This is a genomic window from Thermodesulfobium sp. 4217-1, assembly GCF_039822205.1.
Lineage (GTDB): Bacteria > Thermodesulfobiota > Thermodesulfobiia > Thermodesulfobiales > Thermodesulfobiaceae > Thermodesulfobium.
In genome coordinates this window covers 1-18,323 of sequence record NZ_JBAGBW010000015.1, presented here as the reverse complement: position 1 = coordinate 18,323, position 18,323 = coordinate 1, and the positions used below count along the sequence as shown (strand labels likewise).

Here is an 18,323-nt window from a genome sequence, read left to right as displayed (position 1 = left end):
AGCGTTAATAGGCGAAAAATAACTTTTGTCTAAATTATTACTGGGAGCTCACTTTAATGATAAGAACAAGGGTTGAAAACCTTAAGGAAGGCGATATATTGGCCTATCCTGTGATTGATGGGGCTGGGCGTGTTCTTATCGGGGCAGATATACCACTGAAGGCTATAGTCATAAGACGCTTGAAAGAATTGGGCTTCAACTATGTATACGTTGACGCAGCAGGCTTTGAAGACATTGAGCGGCTCGAGATGATCTCTCAAGCAACAGAGCTTGAAATAATAAAAACTTCAAGAGAGGTTTTTGGGAAGATAAAGAGATCTCACGAGCTGGATCCGCAAAAGATTCAGCATCTTGCGGTTACTGTATTGAACGAAATACTGAACAAAAAGAATATCGCAATAGTGATCGACGATCTGATGGTCTCATCTGACTATCTTTTTAGACATCTTGCCAGAACAATGCTGTTTTGTTCTGTCTTGGGCATAAATCTGGGCTACGGTGAAAACAAGCTGAGGGATCTGGCAAAGGCTGCCTTTTTACACGACATTGGATATGCATTTATTGATGAAAATATTAGAAATAAAAAGGGCAGGCTCACACCAGAAGAAAGAGAAATTATTAGGCAGCATCCTAAATTTGCAGACTCTATCCTTGCAAAAAATAAATTTTCTTCATCAGTTAGAAAGGCAGTTCTGCAACATCACGAGAGATTTGATGCAAGCGGCTATCCTATGGGACTCAAAGGCGAGGAGATATTTGAACTTGCAAGGGTTATTGCGGTGGTTGACGTATTTGAGAGCATGACCTCCGATATGCCTTACAGAAAGGCACTCTTTCCAAGTGAGGTATATGAATATATTATGTCTCAATCTGGCAGGCTTTTTGACCCGGATATTGTAAAGGTTTTTTCCAATAAGATAGTAATTTATCCATCTGGCACATCGGTAATCCTCTCAAATAACCTAATTGGCGTGGTAAAGTCAGTCAACATATCTTATCCATTAAGACCGATTGTAAGGGTTTTTGCAAAGATGACAGGTGATGGTAGCGTTACTTATCTTGAAAGGGATATGGAGATAGACCTGCTCAGAGCACTGGATATCGTAATAGTGGGCTCTACAGACTTATCGGGAAATATTATAGATTATGAAAGGGACATTAGTGTTAGTTATTAGCAGAAAGACTGGTCAGAGCTTCATTATAGGGGATAAAATTACTGTTACAGTAGTAGCTATTGATAAAGATGTGGTAAAAATAGGCATAGATGCTGCAAAAGACATCAAGGTATTAAGAAGTGAACTGGTTGATAAGATAAAGGATTCAATGAAAGATTCTGTTTTTAAAGAGAATGATATTGATAACTTGTTAAAAGTGTTAAAAGATGAAAATAAAAAGCTCTAAGATCTTGAAAAACGTCTGTTTAGTAGATGAAGGATTCATCGTTCCAGTAAAAGCACAGATAGAGGGATCTGACTGCAATGCCTTGTCAGAGGTTGATGATAAAAAAGAAGATTCTGTGAGTAAGCAGGAGTTAATAAACCAGGCAATGTCAGAGATAGAAAAGCTAAAACAAGAGGCCAAAAAAGATGGCTTTGAGTTGGGATATAAGGAGGGGTTGGAAAAGGCAAGGGAAGATTCAGAGGCAAAAGAAGAGGAAAGATCAAAAATTTTAAGAGAAAACATAGAAAAATTAAATGAAGATAAAAGAAAACTGCTTTTGGAGGTCGAAAAAAGATTAGAGGAAGAGGCATTTAATATAGTAATAAAATCAATAAAGCAGATCTTGCATTCAAAATCTTTAAAAAACTTTGACGTTCTGAAAGAGCGCATAGGAGTTTTTTTGAAAGAAATTCCGCCAAATGTCGAGATAAAGCTAAGGATTTCAAAGGACGATGCAGATAAATTTAATGATTTTGACATACCTGTGGAAGTAGATCCAATGGTAAAAAGCGGAGATTTTATGATAAAGACTGATTTTGGGTTTCTGGATGGGAGAATAAAATCTATAGAAGATAATTTTATTAAAGAATTGCAAAGGATTTTCGAGTAGATATGAAGAGCCTTGCCTTGCTTAAAGATTTTATTGACGATTATAACTATCTTCCCTGGAATGGCACAATTGATAGAATTAGCGGTTACGTAGTCGAATCAATTGGTCCAAAGGTATCTATTGGTGAGATTGTCTACATTGACTCTGGGAAAAATCAGGTTCCTTGCCTGGTTATTGGATTTGCGTCAAATAAGGTATATCTGACCCCTTTTGACGCGGTTGAGGGTATAGAGCCTGGCTCAATAGTAAAAAAAACAGGTAAACAGCTGGGCTTATGGGTAGGGAAACAGCTCTTGGGTCACATTCTTGACGGTTTGGGAAGACCTCTGTCAGTAAATCACATTGATAGAGACGATATGTCACAATATAGATCGATAGAAAACAAGTCTCCCCATCCCCTGACAAGGGGCAGGATAAGAGAACCTATTTCCACAGGTATCAGGGCAATTGACGGTCTTTTGACATTGGGCAAGGGTCAAAGAATAGGAATTTTCGCAGGCTCTGGCATCGGCAAAACCACACTTCTTGGGATGATATCTAGATTTTGTAATGCACAGGTAAACATTATTGCGCTGGTTGGAGAAAGAGGTCGTGAGGTAAGGGAGTTTTTGGAAGAGAGTTTGGGAGAAGATGGTATGGCAAAGTCTGTGGTAATAGTGTCCACTTCAGACAATCCTCCCTCACAAAGGGTGCTCTCTGCCTTTACTGCAACTGTTATCGCAGAATATTTTAGGGATCTGGGTATGGACGTGCTTATGGTGATGGACTCTTTGACAAGGGTTTGTATGGCACAAAGAGAGCTGGGGCTCTCAATTGGCGAGCCGCCTACTACAAGAGGGTATCCTCCCTCTGTTTTTACTATGATGGCAAGGCTCTTAGAGAGAGCTGGGACGTCTGATAAGGGATCTATAACAGGCATATACACTGTGCTTGTCGAGGGAGACGATCTGTCAGAGCCAATAGCCGATCATGCAAGGAGCATATTGGATGGGCACATCGTTTTGTCCAGAGATTTGGCTGAAAGAGGCCACTATCCACCTATAGATATTTCACAGAGCATAAGCAGGCTTATGAGCTCTATTGTCGACAGAGATCACTTAAATCTTAGTTACCGTATAAAAGAGCTGATAGCCTCGTATAAAGAGGCATACGATCTTATTAACATTGGAGCTTACCAAAAGGGATCCAATCCTAAAATTGATGAGAGTATTGAGAAGATATCAAGGATTGAAGAGTTTTTAAAACAGGGTCCATATGACACCTCAAGTTTTGATGACACCTATAAAAAATTAAGCGAGATACTTCAGTGAACGCAAAAAGATATATTGCAAAAACTATTGCCGAAGCAATCTTGATGATCAGAAAAGACTTAGGTGAGGACGCCCTGATACTCTACTCAAGATCTATCAATGTCGCCCCCCGATGGATGATCTGGAAAAAACAGGATGCCGTTGAGGTGATGGCCACTGTTAATCAAGAGGGCAAAAAGCTTGATGAATTGGCAAGAGACGTTGAAGAATTTAAAAAAGAATTACAAGAGCTAAAAAAAAGTCAGGAAGAACTGTCAGTGCTCAGAAGAGATGAAAAAACAGATGAAAATGAAGTGAGCTTTCTTAGATTTCATAACTTTCAGGAAAAAAGGGGAAAATCATCTATATTAGTTAGCACTTCTGGAGAAATTGACGGAAAATCGAAATACTTTTTCAAAGGGCTCAAGTTTTATTCATTTTTTACCGAGAGGGATTCTGCCAGCGCAATAGCCCTTATAGGCCCTACTGGTGCAGGCAAGACTACTACAATTGCAAAGATTGCAGCACAGATGTCACTTTTGATGAAAAAAAGGGTTTGCCTTATAACCCTTGATACTTTCAGGATAGCAGCTCTGGATCAGCTAAAAGCATACGCAGACATCATGGACTTACCATTTTTTGTGGTACATTCGCCTAAGGAATTAAAGGAAGTTATAAAAAAAGAGAAGAATTCAATTGATATATTTTTAATAGACACAATGGGATTTTCCCCTCTTTTGGACAACAAGATTAAGGAAATTTCAGCCTTTTTGTCAACTGGGGTAAAGACAGAGCATCATCTGGTTCTTTGCGCAAACTATAAGGCAAAAGAATTAGACCTGTATATAAATAAATTTAAGGCATTAAATCCTGCAAGTATTATCTGGACCAAGCTTGACGAAGTAATATCGCTCGGACATATTGTAGATCTGTCAATAAAAAATAATTTGCCGATATCACTATTTGGCACTGGTCAAAACGTCCCAGAAAATCTGGAGGTCGCATCAGATGATTCACTTTCAAACCAACTAAATATTAAATTTAGAGATTTCTACGCTGAAGAGTCTAAAGTATGAGCGATCAGGCACAGGAGTTAAGGAGGTTAAGGGAAAAGCTAAATAATGCTCTATATTCTCAATCAAATCGTCAGCCCTTTAAGAACAAATTGTCAATTTCCTTCGCAGGGGGTAAGGGCGGTACTGGCAAGACGGCATTGAGCGCTAATATGGCTCTTTCTCTGTCAAGAAGAGGCATAAAGACTGTCCTTCTTGACGCTGATGTGGGCCTGGCTAATACAAACATTATATTAGGAGTGAAACCCCCAAAAAACTGGGCAGATTTTTTATATAACGATACCCCATTTGAAGAGATATTGTACTTTGTCGACAAGGGACCAATATTGATATCGGGGGCATCAGGCATATCAGATGCTGCCAATCTTCCATCATATAAGCAAGAGGAGCTCTTCATGTCTCTTGCTACCCTTGAGTCTCAGACAGATGCCCTGATAATCGATGTGGGCGCAGGCATTCAGGAAAATATCATAAATTTTTCTATAGCTTCAAACAATATAATAATAGTCACCAATCCAGATCCAACTGCTCTTACTGACGCATATAGTTTTATAAAGGTTATATCAAACAAACTATACAATCAAAGGGTGTACTTGATTATAAATATGGCTCGAACGTTTGAAGAGGTAAAGAGAATATATGAGGTATTCGTGCCTATGGTAAAATCAAGATTAGACGTAAACCTTGAAGTTCTTGGCAGCATTTCATATTCTGAAGAAATGGTCTTGTCGGTAAAGCAGAGCAGACCTCTAATAGTAAACTATCCAAGGTCGGATGCTGCAAGGCAGATAGAAATTATTACGAATAAGCTCCTGGATAACCTTTATAATCAAAACCAGGCTCCTATCAACACACCCACTTTTTATAACAAGAAATTAAGTGACGATTCAAAAATATCAAAAGAATACGAGCAAGAAGAATCAAACGGTAGCAAAAATGGCTCTTTCGTATCAAGATTTTGTAAATTTTTTGGGATAAAAAAGTAGATTATGTCGTATAATAAAAAAATAACTTTTTTGGAGGAATAATGGAAGATAGATGGTTTTTGGCAGTGGTAACAGAAGATGAAGACTATTTTATAGACATGCACTCGATCCAGGAAGAAAATAACTTTTTAGAGGTGATAATAAAAGAGACTTTAAAAAGCGAATCGGCAAAAAAGCGGGAAAATGATTTTATAAAATCCAAGATAAATGAAGAAATCAATCTTGATCACTCTCTGTGGAAGTGGAGATTTAACCCAAAGAACATGACATATACCATACTTACTATTGGCTACTTTGATTCTGAGGGAAGGCTTCTTCTTAATATGAAAAGCGATGAAAATGATTTGCATTGGGAAGAGATAGAGCCTGATACAACTGCCGAAAGCATTTTTGAGGCTGTAAAGGATGTAATGCAGAATAAGCCTGCAAAAAGTGAGGACTTTGATCTTTAAATATAATGTACAAAGTTAGCATAATAAAATTATTTTTTTATTATGCTCTTTACGGTCATCCATAGCTCTTTTATCATTGCGTAAGCCTTGGGGTCAGTTAGTCCTTTTGGATCCCTTGATATAGAGAAGTTTAGCCAATAGATCGATTGTTCAAGCTTATTTAACTTGAAATACATTGATGAGATCATGTATTCTACAAGGGTTTGACTCATTTTCCCTCCCAAAGGAAATTCTTCGTGGTCGTATGCCTTCTCATAAAACTCTGCAGCCTTCAATCTATATTCATCCTCATTTGATGAGCCAAAGCTCTTGGCAAGGCAGGTCATTCTGAAATATATCCCTGCAAGAAGGCTTGCGCTATGACCTGCCGCATTAGCACAGAAAATAGCTTGTTCGTAGGCCTCTATAGCGCTTTCATAGTCTCTTTCTCCTGTAAGGTCTTTCTTGTAGATCTTTGACTTTGGAAGCTCTTTTTGCATTACGCTTATGACCACGTCTGAAAGCTTATTTTGGAAGCTGTGATCAAGATTTGCGTAGCCGCACTCTGGACATACAATAGCGCTATAAAGGTTTGGGTTTATGCCTTCGTAGGTATTACACAGGTCTATGTCCCTGGTTTTTGTTCTGAAGGCGCCACCCTTTAGCTTCAATTGCTTAAACTTTATTTTACATATTGGGCAGACAAGGTCCGTTTGAAAGAATTTACTTTTGTCGAACAAGATTTCACCTTCTTGAATTTATTTATATGTGATATTATATATAAATTAGCTCAGTTTGCATAATTTTATTTTTTTAGGAGGAAGTGCTTATCAAATGACTGAATTTTTTAAAGGAGCCATACTGCTTTTTGAAGTAGGAGTGGCTATACTGTTGATCGTTTTAGTGCTTTTACACGGACCAAAAGGAGAAGGTCTTGGATCCATTGGCGGAGAGGCAAGGCTATTTACGTCTCCTCAAGGTTCTGCGTCAGGCTTGACAAAGATTACTGCTTATGTGGCAGGGGTTTTTATAGTGCTTGCATTGCTAATGGGAATATTTTGGTAGGCTAAATTATGTCAAAACTTGCTAAGATCAGTCTTCCTTTTTTTACCTCACTGCTGTTTTTTGCTTTTTTGCAGGGCATTGCCACGCATACCTTCGAGTGGCTTCAATGGTTGATGATGTTTTTTATTGTGTACGGTTCTGTTATATTGGGCGGATTCATAATAAAACAATTTGAAGTCCAAAAGATAGATGATAGCTACAGGCCTTTTGTGAGCATATTGATACCTGCGCACAATGAAGAGAATGTTATAAGAAATACCATCCTTGATGCTATAAACCAGGATTACAGAGACGAGAGCGGCAAAAGGCTATTTGAGGTAATCGTCGTAGATAACGTTTCGAGCGACAATACCCCTGTCATTCTAAAACAGATGCAGGGCGAATATTCTGATCTAAAGGTCGTATACCAGGGACAGGATGCAAAAAGGGGTAAGCCTGCTGCCTTGATGGCTGGCTTGAGAGAGTCAGACGGTGAAGTCATTGCTGTTTTTGACTCTGATACGAAGATTCCTGCTGACTTTATAAGCACGTGTGTTCCATATCTATCTGATCCAAAGGTTGGCGGTGTCCAGTCCTTAGTTAGAATGTACAACGCACAGAAGAGCTTTCTTACAAAGGCGCAGGATGATGAATTTGCGATATTTACAAGAATATATCAAGAGGGCAGAGATTTTCTGGATGGAGCTCCTACTCTGGGTGGTAACGGCCAGATTACAAAGAAAGAGGCAGTTCTTTCTGTGGGCGGATGGCACGAGCACGCTCTTACTGAAGATCTTGAGCTATCTTTAAGATTATATGAGGCTGGATACAATATAAGATTTTGCCCTGAGGCATCTGTCTATCAGGAGGGAGTCGAAAATTTTGGCGCCCTTGTGAGGCAGCGTACTAGGTGGGCACTTGGATACCTCCAGTGTCTTATGGAACACACTCCAAAGATCTTCCTTTCAAAAATGGCTTTTAACAAAAAGCTCGATCTTAGTCTTACTCTATTCTCAATCTTCTTGCCATATCTGACCTTGGTCGGCTATGCTTACCTCTTGCTTGAAATTACAAGAATATTTATGTTTTACACTACATTGCCATCGTTTATATTGAACTTTTTGGCTTTTGCATTCTTAGTTAATGCAAGCGTAGGCGCAAGGGTCTTAGGTCTGCCAAGAAAGTCTCTGCTTTATGTTCCACTAAGATATTGGTTTTTCTCGCTGCACTGGTTAATTGCCTATGTACAGGCTATGTGGAAGATGTGGCTTATCTGGATAAATGATGAGGTTCCTTTCTGGGACAAAACTCATCACAAGGGTCTGCAAGAAGAGCCTGCAAAAGGCGTTTCAACAGTCTTTCAAACTATAAAATAATTAAAATAAATGTCCCCCAAAATTTTTTGGGGGACATTTAAAATTTCAATTCTACTTTGGCACCGTTTTCGTTTGAAAAATGTGTGCGAATTCCAGAAATCCTTGCAAGGCTTTTAACTATAGCAGTTCCAAGACCTGCCGAGCCCTCTTCTTTGTTTAGTTCTATGAGCTCTTTCTCCTTGAAGCCCATTCCGCCATCCTTTACTGTTAGTATATTTCCATCAAAACTAACATATATTGGCTCTTTTCCGTGTATTAACGAGTTTAAAAAAATATTTTTTGTTATAGTTTTAAATATATATGGATCTGTTTCTATAGTTCTATCCTTGTCAACAAACAATATAGCATTTAGATAGTATTGCTCTGGTAGAGAGTCCCTTAACACCTCTTCTAAAAATGACAAGAGATTGATCTTGACCCTCTCAATATGTATCAATCCTAACTGAATCTTTGTTATTACTATGGCATTATTCAGCGCAAGGTCGAGTCTTTTTATTTTATCAAGTACCTTTTCTGAAAATATTGAATCTATCTTGCCTGTGACCTCTCCTGTTTCGACAATCGAGCTAATAACTGCAATTGGTGTTTTTAGTTCGTGAGAGATCTGGCCAAGGAGCTTTTTTCTAAGCTCGGATTCTTCCTTATTTTCTCCTGGCTTCAAGGCTATGATTCTGACATCCTGTGATGACTTCAAAATAAAGGTATATTTATTTGCATTTATGCCAAGGAATATTTCTTTTTCAAAATCTTTAATTTTATTATCTTTAAGAATTTCATGTGCCTCAGAGAATCTAAGAACCTCAAAGTAATATTTTCCGTCTAAATCTTTTATCCACGAAAATTCTTTGAACTTTTTGTTGTAGCAAACTATTTGCCCGCTTTTGTCAATTATTAAAACGGGATATTCAATTAGTTCAATAACATCTTTTAAAATTTCCATAATATCTGATATTATAATAAAAATATGAATAATACAATTCTTTTGGTGGAAGACGAAATAGATATATCTGAAAATATCAAGACCTTTTTAAATATAAACGGTTTTGAGGTCTTTCAGGCTTTTAGTGCCAGCCAAGCCTTTGATAACTTTGATGAAACAAAAGCATCTCTTGTAATACTCGACCTAATGCTTCCTGATATGTTTGGGTCTGAGGTTCTTAAGGTTCTAAGGGCAAGGGGCTCAAAAACTCCTATTTTAGTCCTATCAGCGCTTTCAGAGGAACACGATAAGGTAAGTTTATTGGACCTGGGGGCTGATGACTATCTGACGAAGCCTTTCGGCATGAGAGAACTCCTTGCAAGGGTAAAAAGCCTTATAAGAAGAAACGAGGGTTTCAATAAAATATCAGAAAAGGGGCCATTTAAGATAGATCTGGAAAAAAGCCAGATTTTTTTTCAAGGAGATCTGATGACCCTTACCGCCACTGAATATAAACTGTTGGTTTTTTTGTTTGAGCATTCTGGAAAGACGTACTCAAGAGAGAAGCTTATCGATAAGGTCTGGGGAGAGGAATATTTTGTAGAGGCAAGGATGGTAGACGTATATATTAGAAGGTTAAGAGAAAAGATAGAAACAGATCCTTCGGATCCACAGATACTCAAGACAAGAAGAGGTTTTGGATACGTTCTTGAGATTTAAATTGCTTTGAAAGCAGAGAAAACTTATCATTTACAATTGATATATTTTCTATTTTTCAATTATAATAAGCTTCTAAATTTTTTAAAGTTAAGAAACTTATTTGTATTTATCAATAATATTTAAGGAGTAGGGCGTTGGATATTAAATTTATAAATTTTGATATTAAGGGAGATGAGCGAGGCTCTTTAATTGCCATTGAATCGTTTAAAAATATTCCTTTTGAAATAAAAAGGGTTTATTATATATTTGATACGAAACATGGAGTTAAGAGAGGGTTTCATGCTCATAAAAGTCTAAAACAAATAGCTATCTGTGTAAGCGGCAGTTGTAAGTTCTTGCTTGATAATGGATCAGAAAAAGAAGTTGTAGAGTTAAATTCTCCAAAATTGGGGATCCTTATAGAGGATTTAGTTTGGCATGAAATGTTTGATTTTACTCCAGATTGTGTTGTATTGGTATTGACTGATAAATATTATGACCCGAGTGACTATTTTAGAGATTATGATGAGTTTTTGAAGTTTGTGAAAGGAGATAATAAATGAATAAATATTGTAAATTATTTATATTATTTTTGGATATTTTTGATGATATTATTTGGTAAAAGTATTAATTTGCGCACAGTAGAGTTTAAAGATGCTGATTTTATTTATCTTATGAGGCAAGATAAGAAAGCGAAATATCTTTCAAAAATTAATGGTACTGTAAAAAATCAAATAGACTGGATAAAAGAGTATAAAAAAAGAGAAGAAGAAAGAAAAGAGTTTTATTTTGTCATTGAGTCTAAAGAGGGAGATAGTTATGGTCTTGTAAGGATGTATGATTTTAAGCAAAATTCTTTTTGTTGGGGCAGTTGGATTATAAAAGATGATGCTCCAAAATCAACTGCTATCGAATCAGTTATTCAAATATATGAATTTGGTTTTAAAACTTTAGGTTTTGATAAGTCGCACTTCGATGTTAGGAAAGATAATGATAAAGTTATTGCTTTTCATAAGAGATTTGGGGCTGAGATTGTTAGTGAAGATGAGTTAAATTATTATTTTTGTTTAGATAAAAAAGATTATGAAAATATAAAGTTAAAGTATAAGAGATACTTGCTATGATTTAATTAAATAATTATAAGTTATAAAATTTTATATTTATATTTATATCAAGTATGTATTAAAGGAGTTAGAAATGAAATTGTTATTAGATATTAAAAATGAAAAATTATTAAATAAGATATTAGGGATTTTGAAAAGCTTTGGAAATGATGATTTAGAGATAATTAAAGAATCTGAACCAGAGAAAAAGACTTATTCTGATGAATATATAGAGATGCATTGGAAAGAGATATCCTACAAAGCGAGCGGAAATATTTTTTTAGATGATGATTTTTTGCCCGATGCGTACTTAGAATACCTTGATGCTAAAAGTAGTTTTTGATATAAATGTAGTTTTAGATTTTAGCAGTGAAAAAAGGGATATTCTCTTTAAAATCTCAAGAAAGATCTATGAGTATTGTAAAAATAATAAAAATATAGAATTATATCTTTCCTCTTCATCTTTGGACAACATACTCTTTTTGAAATATGCTCAAATAAAGCAGGACTTCCCACAGATTACAAAAAAGCAATGCTTGAAAATTAGCCAAAATTTTATATCAGAGATACTAAAAGACTTTAAAATTGCAAAAACACCTTCTTATATAGATACAAACACACAAGATTTAGAAGATGCCCTGATTATAGCCTCTACAAGAGCAATAGGTGGATTTGTAGTTACTAGAGATAAGGATATGTCAAATAAATATCCTGATATTGTAGTACATACTGATAACTTTTTTGAATTTTTAAAAAGTAGAAAGACAAAAATACCATTTTTAGACCTAAAAAATATTAACGCTCAATACTTTAATGAATATGAGAAAGCTTTTGATAATTTGATAAATAGCGGTTGGTATATTCAAGGCAATGAGTGCAGTGCATTTGAAAAAGAGTTTGCCGAATATTGTGGGACAAAATATTGCGTAGGAGTGGCGAGTGGTCTTGATGCTCTTATTTTAATACTTAGATCGTACAAAGAGCTTGGTATTATGAGCGATGGCGATGAGGTGATAGTTCCAGCAAATACATATATCGCTTCGATTCTTGCTATTTCTCACAACAACTTAAAACCGATTTTGGTAGAACCAGACATTAACACATATCTAATTGATCCATCTAAAATAAAAGAAAAGATTACTCCTAAAACGAAAGCCATATTAGCAGTTCACCTTTATGGGCAGACCTGTGAAATGGAAAAGATAGATAAAATAGTTAAAAAATATGATTTAAAGTTAATTGAAGATTCTGCTCAATCTCACGGGGCATATTATAAAGAAAAAAGAAGCGGGAATCTTGGAGATGCAAGCGGATTTAGCTTCTACCCTGGGAAAAATCTTGGCGCTTTAGGGGATGCTGGGGCAATTACTACAAATGACTATGATTTATCAGAATGCATAAGAGCACTTGGTAACTATGGGAGTCATAAGAAATATGAAAATATCTATAAAGGAATTAATAGTAGGCTTGATGAGATGCAATCTGCTTTCTTGAGGGTTAAGTTAAAATATTTAGACGATGAAATAGAAAAACGGAGGAAAATTGCAAAGTTCTATCTTGAAAACATTGAAAACGATAAAATTATCCTGCCTCAAGTAAGAGATGAAAAAGGCCACGTTTGGCACTTATTTGTAGTTAGAACAGAAGAAAGGGAAACTTTTCAAAAATATTTGAGTGAAAATGGCATTCAAACCATGATACATTATCCAATTCCACCGCACAAGCAAAGTTCACACAAAGAATGGGGACTTCTTTCTCTGCCAATTACTGAGAAGATACATCGAGAAGTTTTAAGCTTGCCTATAAGTGGGGTACAGAATCTGGATGACACAAGGAAAATTGTAGAAATAATTAATAAGTTTAAATGATGAAATTAAGAGTGGTAGCCTTTAAGGATGGAATTGGGCCACTATTGAAAATATGCTTTATGGTATCAATGACTTCATAAGCGAAAGCGTAAGAAAGAATAAAGATGGAGATATAGATTTTTTGTTGAACGACAAATTAATGGTGAATGTTATAAATCCAATTTAGTGAGTTTTATAGGTATAAATTTTCAGAAAATCTAATGGGATTATTTAGTAAAAATTTAAAAGGGAATGAGTATATCTGAAAACTTTGCATTGACTGAAAACAACCTGAAAAAATTCATTGAACTATTTCTATCGAGACTGCCAAAAGCATTTGTTACAAAATTGTTACAAGCTTCATAAAAGTTGCTATTATAATTACAACATTTGTTGAGATTTCAAGGCTTTATCGAAATAAATAAGTGAGAGGTTTTAGTTAGTTATAATATCTTACAGAATAGCCTTAAGGAGAAATTAATGGAAAAATCTCTTGTAACGATTGCAATGCCTGCTTACAATCACGAAAAATTTGTACAGGAAGCCATAAAAAGCGTTATAGATCAAAATTACGAAAATATTGAATTTATTATTATAAATGACTGTTCGACAGATAATACACACAGCAAGATATGCGAAATGATAGATATCTGTAAGAATAGATTCGTTAGATTTGAGTACATAAACTCGGATAAAAATAACGGTATAGCAAAGACATTAAATAAGTGCTTAAAATGGGCGCAAGGCAGATACTGTTCTTTTAGCGCATCAGATGACGTCATTTATCGAGATAAGATAAGCTTGCTTGTTAAGGAGCTTGAAAGATTGCCAGATAACTATGTGATTGTTTTTGGGGATGCGACATATATAAACGAACATGGAGAAGTTGTTAGAGTGCAAAAGGGTTCTATTGAGTCGGAGAGCGTGATGATCATTCTTGCTTCCGATAGAGACGACTTTAACTATCTAAATGAAGACGAGTTCGGGACATATAAGACTCTTTTTAGGGGGTATTTGCCTGCTGTATCTTGGCTTGCTAAGACCGAATGCATTTTGGACGTTGGAGGGTTTAATGAAGACTTTTTTGTAGAAGATATGCCTCTCTGGATAGCCCTTTCAAAAAAGTATAGGTTTAAGTTTTTCAATCAATCGGTTGCAGGATATAGAATTCATTCTCAAAGTACTTCTACCTCTTTTCATAATAAGATGCTTATAGATTTGATTAAACTATTGGAAAGCGAGAGAGATTATTGTATTCAAAACAATTTATATGATTTTTGGAAAAAGATGATGCTTCTTTGGTTAAAAGAGATCTTGCAAAAAGAAAGCATATCTCTTGAACAGAAAAAATATGTAATTGATGTTGTAAGAAAAATTAAAATTAAAACATAGGGGAAAATATGAATTTAGGCAATGCTAATACAAATCTTTTGTTTTGTGAAAGCGATAAGAAAAAAGAATACTATGTTAGCTACCAAATTATTGAAAATGGGCTGTTTCATAGGTTGTTGCTCGATCAGATAGGACATTGGATTGTTTACTAAACTGTGTAGGAGTATTTAAACTATCATATATAAGGAGGTAAAAATTTCCAATGTTTAAAACAAAAAAAAGAGTACTGGAACCTAAGCAAATTAGAGAAAAAATCAAAAAGTCTTATTCAACAAATTTTATAAAAAGCATTAGAAGCTGAATTTGATGAATTTCTCGGATATAAAAAGTTTGACAGGTCTTCTAAAGAAAAATACAGAAATAGTTATTTTCCTAAAACCATTACAACTGATATGAGTGAAATTAAAGTTAAAAACTCCAAGAGATAGAAATAGTGAATTTGAAACTAGAATTTTTCTTAAGCGCCAAACTGTGATTGATGATTTATAAAGTAAGATTATAGCTATGTATTCTAAGGGTATGGCCTTAAGAGACATTCAGGAAGTATTGACTAACATGTATGGTATTTGGACATTAGCCCTTCTCTTATTTCTAAACTTAATGATAGGCTTTTACCTAAAATTGAAGAGTGTGGTTGTTAAGATCTTTTTAGGGTAATTATTTTACCCCAATTTATATGAGTCAACCATCATTGATTCTGTCAGAGGATGAATTTACAAAGAAAATGGGACTTTCATTACCAAGCAAACTATCAGACAATTAACTATAATTTAACTAAAAATTAACATCTTATTAACATTTTGACTGTATATTGGTTCAGGTACAAAATTTATTAGGAGGTTATTTATGAAAAGAATTTTGCTTTCTTTATTAGGCGTCTTTTTGCTTGTGGCTGCAGTTTTTTATGTGTCAGGATGCTCTGGCTCAAATGCTCCTCAGTCAGCTTCTCAGGTAAAACAGCTTACTGGCGCTGGTTCTACCTTTGTTTATCCTCTATTTTCAAAGATGTTTGAGGATTATAAGAATGTTAAGGGCGTAGAGGTAAACTATCAATCAATAGGTTCTGGCGGAGGGATAAACGCTCTTAAGGACGGTACTACAGACTTTTCGGCAAGCGATGCTTATATGTCAGAAAAAGAGATGCAGACGGTGCCTGGCGGAGTGGTCACTATTGCAGATGCTGCAGGTGCTGTGGTTATGGCCTACAATATACCTGGGGTCAAAGACCTTATTTTGGACGGCAAGGCTATAGCGGATATATATCTTGGGAAGATCAAGAATTGGAATGACCCATATCTTGAAAAGCTAAATCCTGGAGTAAACTTTCCAGACAAGCCCATAACGGTAGCTCACAGATCTGATGGCTCTGGAACGACATTCATCTTTACAAATTATCTTTCTCTTATGAGCCCTGATTGGAAGAGTACTTCTGGAGCTGGAACTTCAGTTAAGTGGCCCGTAGGTCTTGGTGGGAAGGGCAGCGAGGGAGTTACCGCTATTATTAAACAAAACCCATATTCAATAGGGTATGTAGAGCTAACATACGCTATCCAAAACCATATTACAACTGCAAAGGTGAAGAATAAATCTGGAAATATTATCGCTCCAACTCTTGAAAGCACCCAAAAGGCATTCGAAGGAGTGCAGCTGCCCTCTGATATGAGAGCTCTTGTGCTCGATACATCGAATCCTGCGGGCTATCCTATAACTGGATTCACATTTATACTCCTGCACAAAGAGATGAATTATAAGGGCAACGATATAGCAAAGGCAAAAGCAGTTCTCGATCTGGTAAAGTGGATAATAACCGATGGACAAAAGTATAGTGAAGCATTGGGCTATGTAAAGCTTCCTCAGGAAGCTGTTGCAAACGATATGAAGATCTTGGATTCAATTACCTGGGAAGGGAAGCCAATCCTTACAAAATAATTTATAATTGCAATATATTAATCGCCTTTAGATTGAGATTATCTAAAGGCGATTATTTTGTTCTTAAGACGTTAGTTTTTTATAAATTTCTTCAAGGGCTAAGCTTGAGTCCTCGTTAAATACCGCATCAGCGAACCCATCTAAATGAGTTCTCGTTTTGTTAATTATGATTAACTTTTCATTGAACTTTAATGCAGTTTCTGGGATAGCTGCAGCTGGATAAACGCTTAGGCTTGAACCTATAACAATACAAGTTTTAGCCTGTTTAATAATCTCAATTGCATCGTTGAAACTATCAGGCATAGCCTCGCCAAATAAGACGATGTTTGGTCCAATTGCTCCACCGCAATTTGGACACATTTCTACCTCGTCTAAAATGTTCGATGGAAATATAGACTTGCAGGTTCTGCAATAGGCCTCATCTAAATTGCCGTGTATTTCAATAACTTTTTTTGATCCTGCTTTATGGTGCAATCTGTCAATGTTTTGGGTTATTACGTCTGTTACAAGCCCCATTTCTTCGAATTTTGCGATTATCTCGTGCGATCTATTTGGGTTTGCAAGCTTTATCTTTGAAAGCCTCTCTCTGTAGAACTTTATAAACTCGCTTCTTCTCTCGTATAGCGCTTCTATAGAGGCAAGCGAGATAAAATTTTCTTGTTTCCACAGTCCTGTGGGAGATCTAAAATCTGGTATTCCAGAATCTGTGGAAATACCTGCACCAGAGAATACGACTGCCTCTCCCTCTCGAATAATGTCAGCTGCTTTCTCATAGTCATCGTTTAACATGTCTTACACCTCGAAAGTTGAGCCAACGCCTGAAAATACAAATTTCTCTTTTAGTTCGTTTGCACACCTTGAGATCATCTGAAGTCCTGTGCAGTGTACAAAGGCAACTCTTTCTGGATCTAAGATTTTCAGGGCATCAATCGTCTGGTCTTGTTGTTCTTTCGATGCCGGTCCAAGGTGAGAACCTCCAATAACGGCATCCAATTTCTTACACCCTGTTATCTTTTTGCCCTGTTCAATGATATTTATTATTCCCTTGTGGGCACATCCTGTCAGTACAGATAATTTATCGTTGCTCTTGAAATATATGCTCATATCCTCTTCAAATGTATCTGGCACAAGATGGGCATCTGTATCAAGCTTTAAGAGTTTTTGGTCAGTTATTTCAAAATTATTTGAGGTATCTACTTGATAGGATAGAAAGATATTTTCTTTAATTTCGATTGGGGATTCTAAGAATAGGAAGTTTGCGCCAAGAGACTCAAGTATATCCTTAGCAAAGGGTATTCCTATAAAAGTAGTCTTTTTTGTCTTTGATGAAAAGGTTTTTTTGAAAATATTCTTGTGGGCATAAATTTTTATATCTTTTCTTAGATAATCAAGTAGGGTAAGGAGCCCTCCTGTATGATCGCTGTGGTTGTGGGAGAGAATTATTGCATCTACATTGCTTAGATCCTTTTTTAATCTGTGGGCGTTGTTTAGAAGGGCAAAGCCACTAGAGCCTGTGTCGTACAAGAAGGTTTCTTTCTCAGTTTCAATTAGCGCACTAAATCCATGTTCTGCAAGAAGATTTGCTGGACTAGATGAAAGAATTATGTTGTCAACAAGGATCGTAATCTTTGTGCTTGGATTTATTAACATAACATACACCTCGCTTAGTAGTGAATTTGTAATCTGATTTTATATATCATAAAACAAAAATTTAAGTTAATATAAAACTTTTGCATAGATAAATATAAATAACTTTTATTTTACTTCAAAAAGTTATTATTATACAATTTTAAACTGTAGGTATTTTTTTGAACAAATTAATTTTGATGGAAATTTAAATATAAAATTTTTAAAATATTTTAAATTATAATGATCAGTTTTATTTAATTTAGTGGGCCTAAAATATTTTTTTAATTATACAATTTTTTTGTTAGGTGAAAGGCTCTTAACAGTTACAACAAATCTGTTTAATTATCAGAAATTATGAATTTTTCTCTTGGCTTTTTAGTATTTTGTATTATGATATAACCGTATATTTAACATTACTGAGTTTTCAAAACTTATAGGCTCTGCAGTCCAGAAATTGCGTAAGTGGGATAAGCAAGGAAAGCTAAAACCCGCTTATGTAACAAAAGGCAAGCATAGAATGTATAGCGAAGAACAGCTCAATGAGATTTTGCAAAGA

The 18,323-nt window shown here is 35.6% G+C and carries 22 protein-coding genes and 1 pseudogene; 19 read left to right on the top strand and 4 right to left on the bottom strand.

Going from position 1 to position 18,323, the window contains the following annotated elements:
* Positions 1-56: 56 nt before the first annotated feature.
* From V4762_RS06675 to V4762_RS06645, 7 genes are read left to right on the top strand one after another with little or no spacing between them, the layout of a single operon-like run.
* Positions 57-1,175 carry an HD-GYP domain-containing protein gene (locus tag V4762_RS06675; RefSeq protein ID WP_347315008.1) on the top strand — a complete coding sequence of 373 codons (1,119 nt, stop codon included), beginning with the start codon at positions 57-59 and terminating at the stop codon, positions 1,173-1,175.
* Positions 1,162-1,401 (top strand): carbon storage regulator, encoded by a 240-nt coding sequence (locus V4762_RS06670; protein ID WP_347315007.1) that lies wholly within the window; start codon positions 1,162-1,164, stop codon positions 1,399-1,401. Before V4762_RS06675 ends, V4762_RS06670 begins: the two co-directional genes overlap by 14 nt.
* A complete protein-coding gene (locus V4762_RS06665) occupies positions 1,382-2,050 on the top strand; it encodes a FliH/SctL family protein (protein WP_347315006.1) in 669 nt (222 codons plus the stop codon). The genes V4762_RS06670 and V4762_RS06665 overlap by 20 nt, the downstream gene beginning before the upstream one ends.
* Positions 2,051-2,052: 2 nt before the next feature.
* Positions 2,053-3,360, top strand: a complete 1,308-nt coding sequence (locus V4762_RS06660; protein WP_347315005.1) for a FliI/YscN family ATPase — start codon at positions 2,053-2,055, stop codon at positions 3,358-3,360.
* Positions 3,357-4,415 (top strand): flagellar biosynthesis protein FlhF, encoded by a 1,059-nt coding sequence (locus V4762_RS06655; RefSeq protein ID WP_347315004.1) that lies wholly within the window; start codon positions 3,357-3,359, stop codon positions 4,413-4,415. The genes V4762_RS06660 and V4762_RS06655 overlap by 4 nt, the downstream gene beginning before the upstream one ends.
* Positions 4,412-5,398, top strand: a complete 987-nt coding sequence (locus tag V4762_RS06650) for a MinD/ParA family ATP-binding protein (RefSeq protein WP_347315003.1) — start codon at positions 4,412-4,414, stop codon at positions 5,396-5,398. The genes V4762_RS06655 and V4762_RS06650 overlap by 4 nt, the downstream gene beginning before the upstream one ends.
* A 41-nt stretch (positions 5,399-5,439) precedes the next feature.
* Positions 5,440-5,850 (top strand): surface-adhesin E family protein, encoded by a 411-nt coding sequence (locus V4762_RS06645; RefSeq protein ID WP_347315002.1) that lies wholly within the window; start codon positions 5,440-5,442, stop codon positions 5,848-5,850.
* 29 nt (positions 5,851-5,879) lie between these two features.
* On the opposite strand, the gene V4762_RS06640 is transcribed toward V4762_RS06645, so the two are convergent.
* Positions 5,880-6,569 (bottom strand): DUF2225 domain-containing protein, encoded by a 690-nt coding sequence (locus tag V4762_RS06640; RefSeq protein WP_347315001.1) that lies wholly within the window; start codon positions 6,567-6,569, stop codon positions 5,880-5,882.
* Positions 6,570-6,663: 94 nt separating this feature from the next.
* On the opposite strand from V4762_RS06640, the gene secG reads away from it, so the two are divergent.
* The gene (gene secG, locus V4762_RS06635; protein ID WP_347315000.1) at positions 6,664-6,894 is read left to right on the top strand and encodes a preprotein translocase subunit SecG; all 231 of its coding nucleotides are present in this window, start codon (positions 6,664-6,666) and stop codon (positions 6,892-6,894) included.
* A gap of 8 nt (positions 6,895-6,902) precedes the next feature.
* Entirely contained in the window at positions 6,903-8,249 is a 1,347-nt protein-coding gene (locus V4762_RS06630) for a glycosyltransferase family 2 protein (RefSeq protein ID WP_347314999.1), read from the top strand.
* Positions 8,250-8,286: 37 nt separating this feature from the next.
* Here V4762_RS06630 and V4762_RS06625 read toward each other — a convergent pair whose 3' ends face one another.
* The gene (locus V4762_RS06625; protein ID WP_347314998.1) at positions 8,287-9,189 is read right to left on the bottom strand and encodes a sensor histidine kinase; all 903 of its coding nucleotides are present in this window, start codon (positions 9,187-9,189) and stop codon (positions 8,287-8,289) included.
* 24 nt (positions 9,190-9,213) lie between these two features.
* On the opposite strand from V4762_RS06625, the gene V4762_RS06620 reads away from it, so the two are divergent.
* The 9 genes and pseudogenes from V4762_RS06620 to pstS all read left to right on the top strand — a co-directional run bounded on the left by V4762_RS06620 (position 9,214) and on the right by pstS (position 16,138).
* Complete coding sequence (locus tag V4762_RS06620) at positions 9,214-9,888, top strand: response regulator transcription factor (RefSeq protein ID WP_347314997.1); 675 nt, start codon at positions 9,214-9,216, stop codon at positions 9,886-9,888.
* Between the two features lie 134 nt (positions 9,889-10,022).
* Positions 10,023-10,430, top strand: a complete 408-nt coding sequence (locus V4762_RS06615) for a sugar 3,4-ketoisomerase (RefSeq protein ID WP_347314996.1) — start codon at positions 10,023-10,025, stop codon at positions 10,428-10,430.
* A gap of 42 nt (positions 10,431-10,472) precedes the next feature.
* Positions 10,473-10,991: a GNAT family N-acetyltransferase gene (locus V4762_RS06610; protein ID WP_347314995.1), complete on the top strand. Its 519-nt coding sequence runs from the start codon at positions 10,473-10,475 to the stop codon at positions 10,989-10,991.
* 73 nt (positions 10,992-11,064) lie between these two features.
* Entirely contained in the window at positions 11,065-11,313 is a 249-nt protein-coding gene (locus tag V4762_RS06605; RefSeq protein ID WP_347314994.1) for a hypothetical protein, read from the top strand.
* A complete protein-coding gene (locus V4762_RS06600; protein ID WP_347314993.1) occupies positions 11,294-12,838 on the top strand; it encodes a DegT/DnrJ/EryC1/StrS family aminotransferase in 1,545 nt (514 codons plus the stop codon). The genes V4762_RS06605 and V4762_RS06600 overlap by 20 nt, the downstream gene beginning before the upstream one ends.
* 459 nt (positions 12,839-13,297) lie before the next feature.
* Positions 13,298-14,209: a glycosyltransferase family 2 protein gene (locus V4762_RS06595; RefSeq protein ID WP_347314992.1), complete on the top strand. Its 912-nt coding sequence runs from the start codon at positions 13,298-13,300 to the stop codon at positions 14,207-14,209.
* An 8-nt stretch (positions 14,210-14,217) separates the two neighbouring features.
* Positions 14,218-14,361, top strand: coding sequence for a hypothetical protein (locus V4762_RS06590; RefSeq protein ID WP_347314991.1), 144 nt, complete (start codon positions 14,218-14,220; stop codon positions 14,359-14,361).
* A 147-nt stretch (positions 14,362-14,508) separates the two neighbouring features.
* Positions 14,509-14,637: pseudogene (locus tag V4762_RS10065) on the top strand (hypothetical protein); the annotation flags it as partial.
* 418 nt (positions 14,638-15,055) lie between these two features.
* On the top strand, positions 15,056-16,138 hold the full coding sequence (pstS, locus tag V4762_RS06585; RefSeq protein WP_347314990.1) for a phosphate ABC transporter substrate-binding protein PstS: 1,083 nt from the start codon (positions 15,056-15,058) through the stop codon (positions 16,136-16,138).
* Between the two features lie 63 nt (positions 16,139-16,201).
* On the opposite strand, the gene V4762_RS06580 is transcribed toward pstS, so the two are convergent.
* A complete protein-coding gene (locus V4762_RS06580; RefSeq protein ID WP_347314989.1) occupies positions 16,202-16,927 on the bottom strand; it encodes an SIR2 family NAD-dependent protein deacylase in 726 nt (241 codons plus the stop codon).
* A 3-nt stretch (positions 16,928-16,930) separates the two neighbouring features.
* Complete coding sequence (locus V4762_RS06575) at positions 16,931-17,788, bottom strand: MBL fold metallo-hydrolase (protein WP_347314988.1); 858 nt, start codon at positions 17,786-17,788, stop codon at positions 16,931-16,933.
* A 382-nt stretch (positions 17,789-18,170) separates the two neighbouring features.
* Between V4762_RS06575 and V4762_RS10060 the strand changes: the two genes are divergently transcribed.
* A partial coding sequence (locus V4762_RS10060; RefSeq protein ID WP_458646946.1) for a MerR family transcriptional regulator occupies positions 18,171-18,323 on the top strand: 153 nt, incomplete at its 3' end.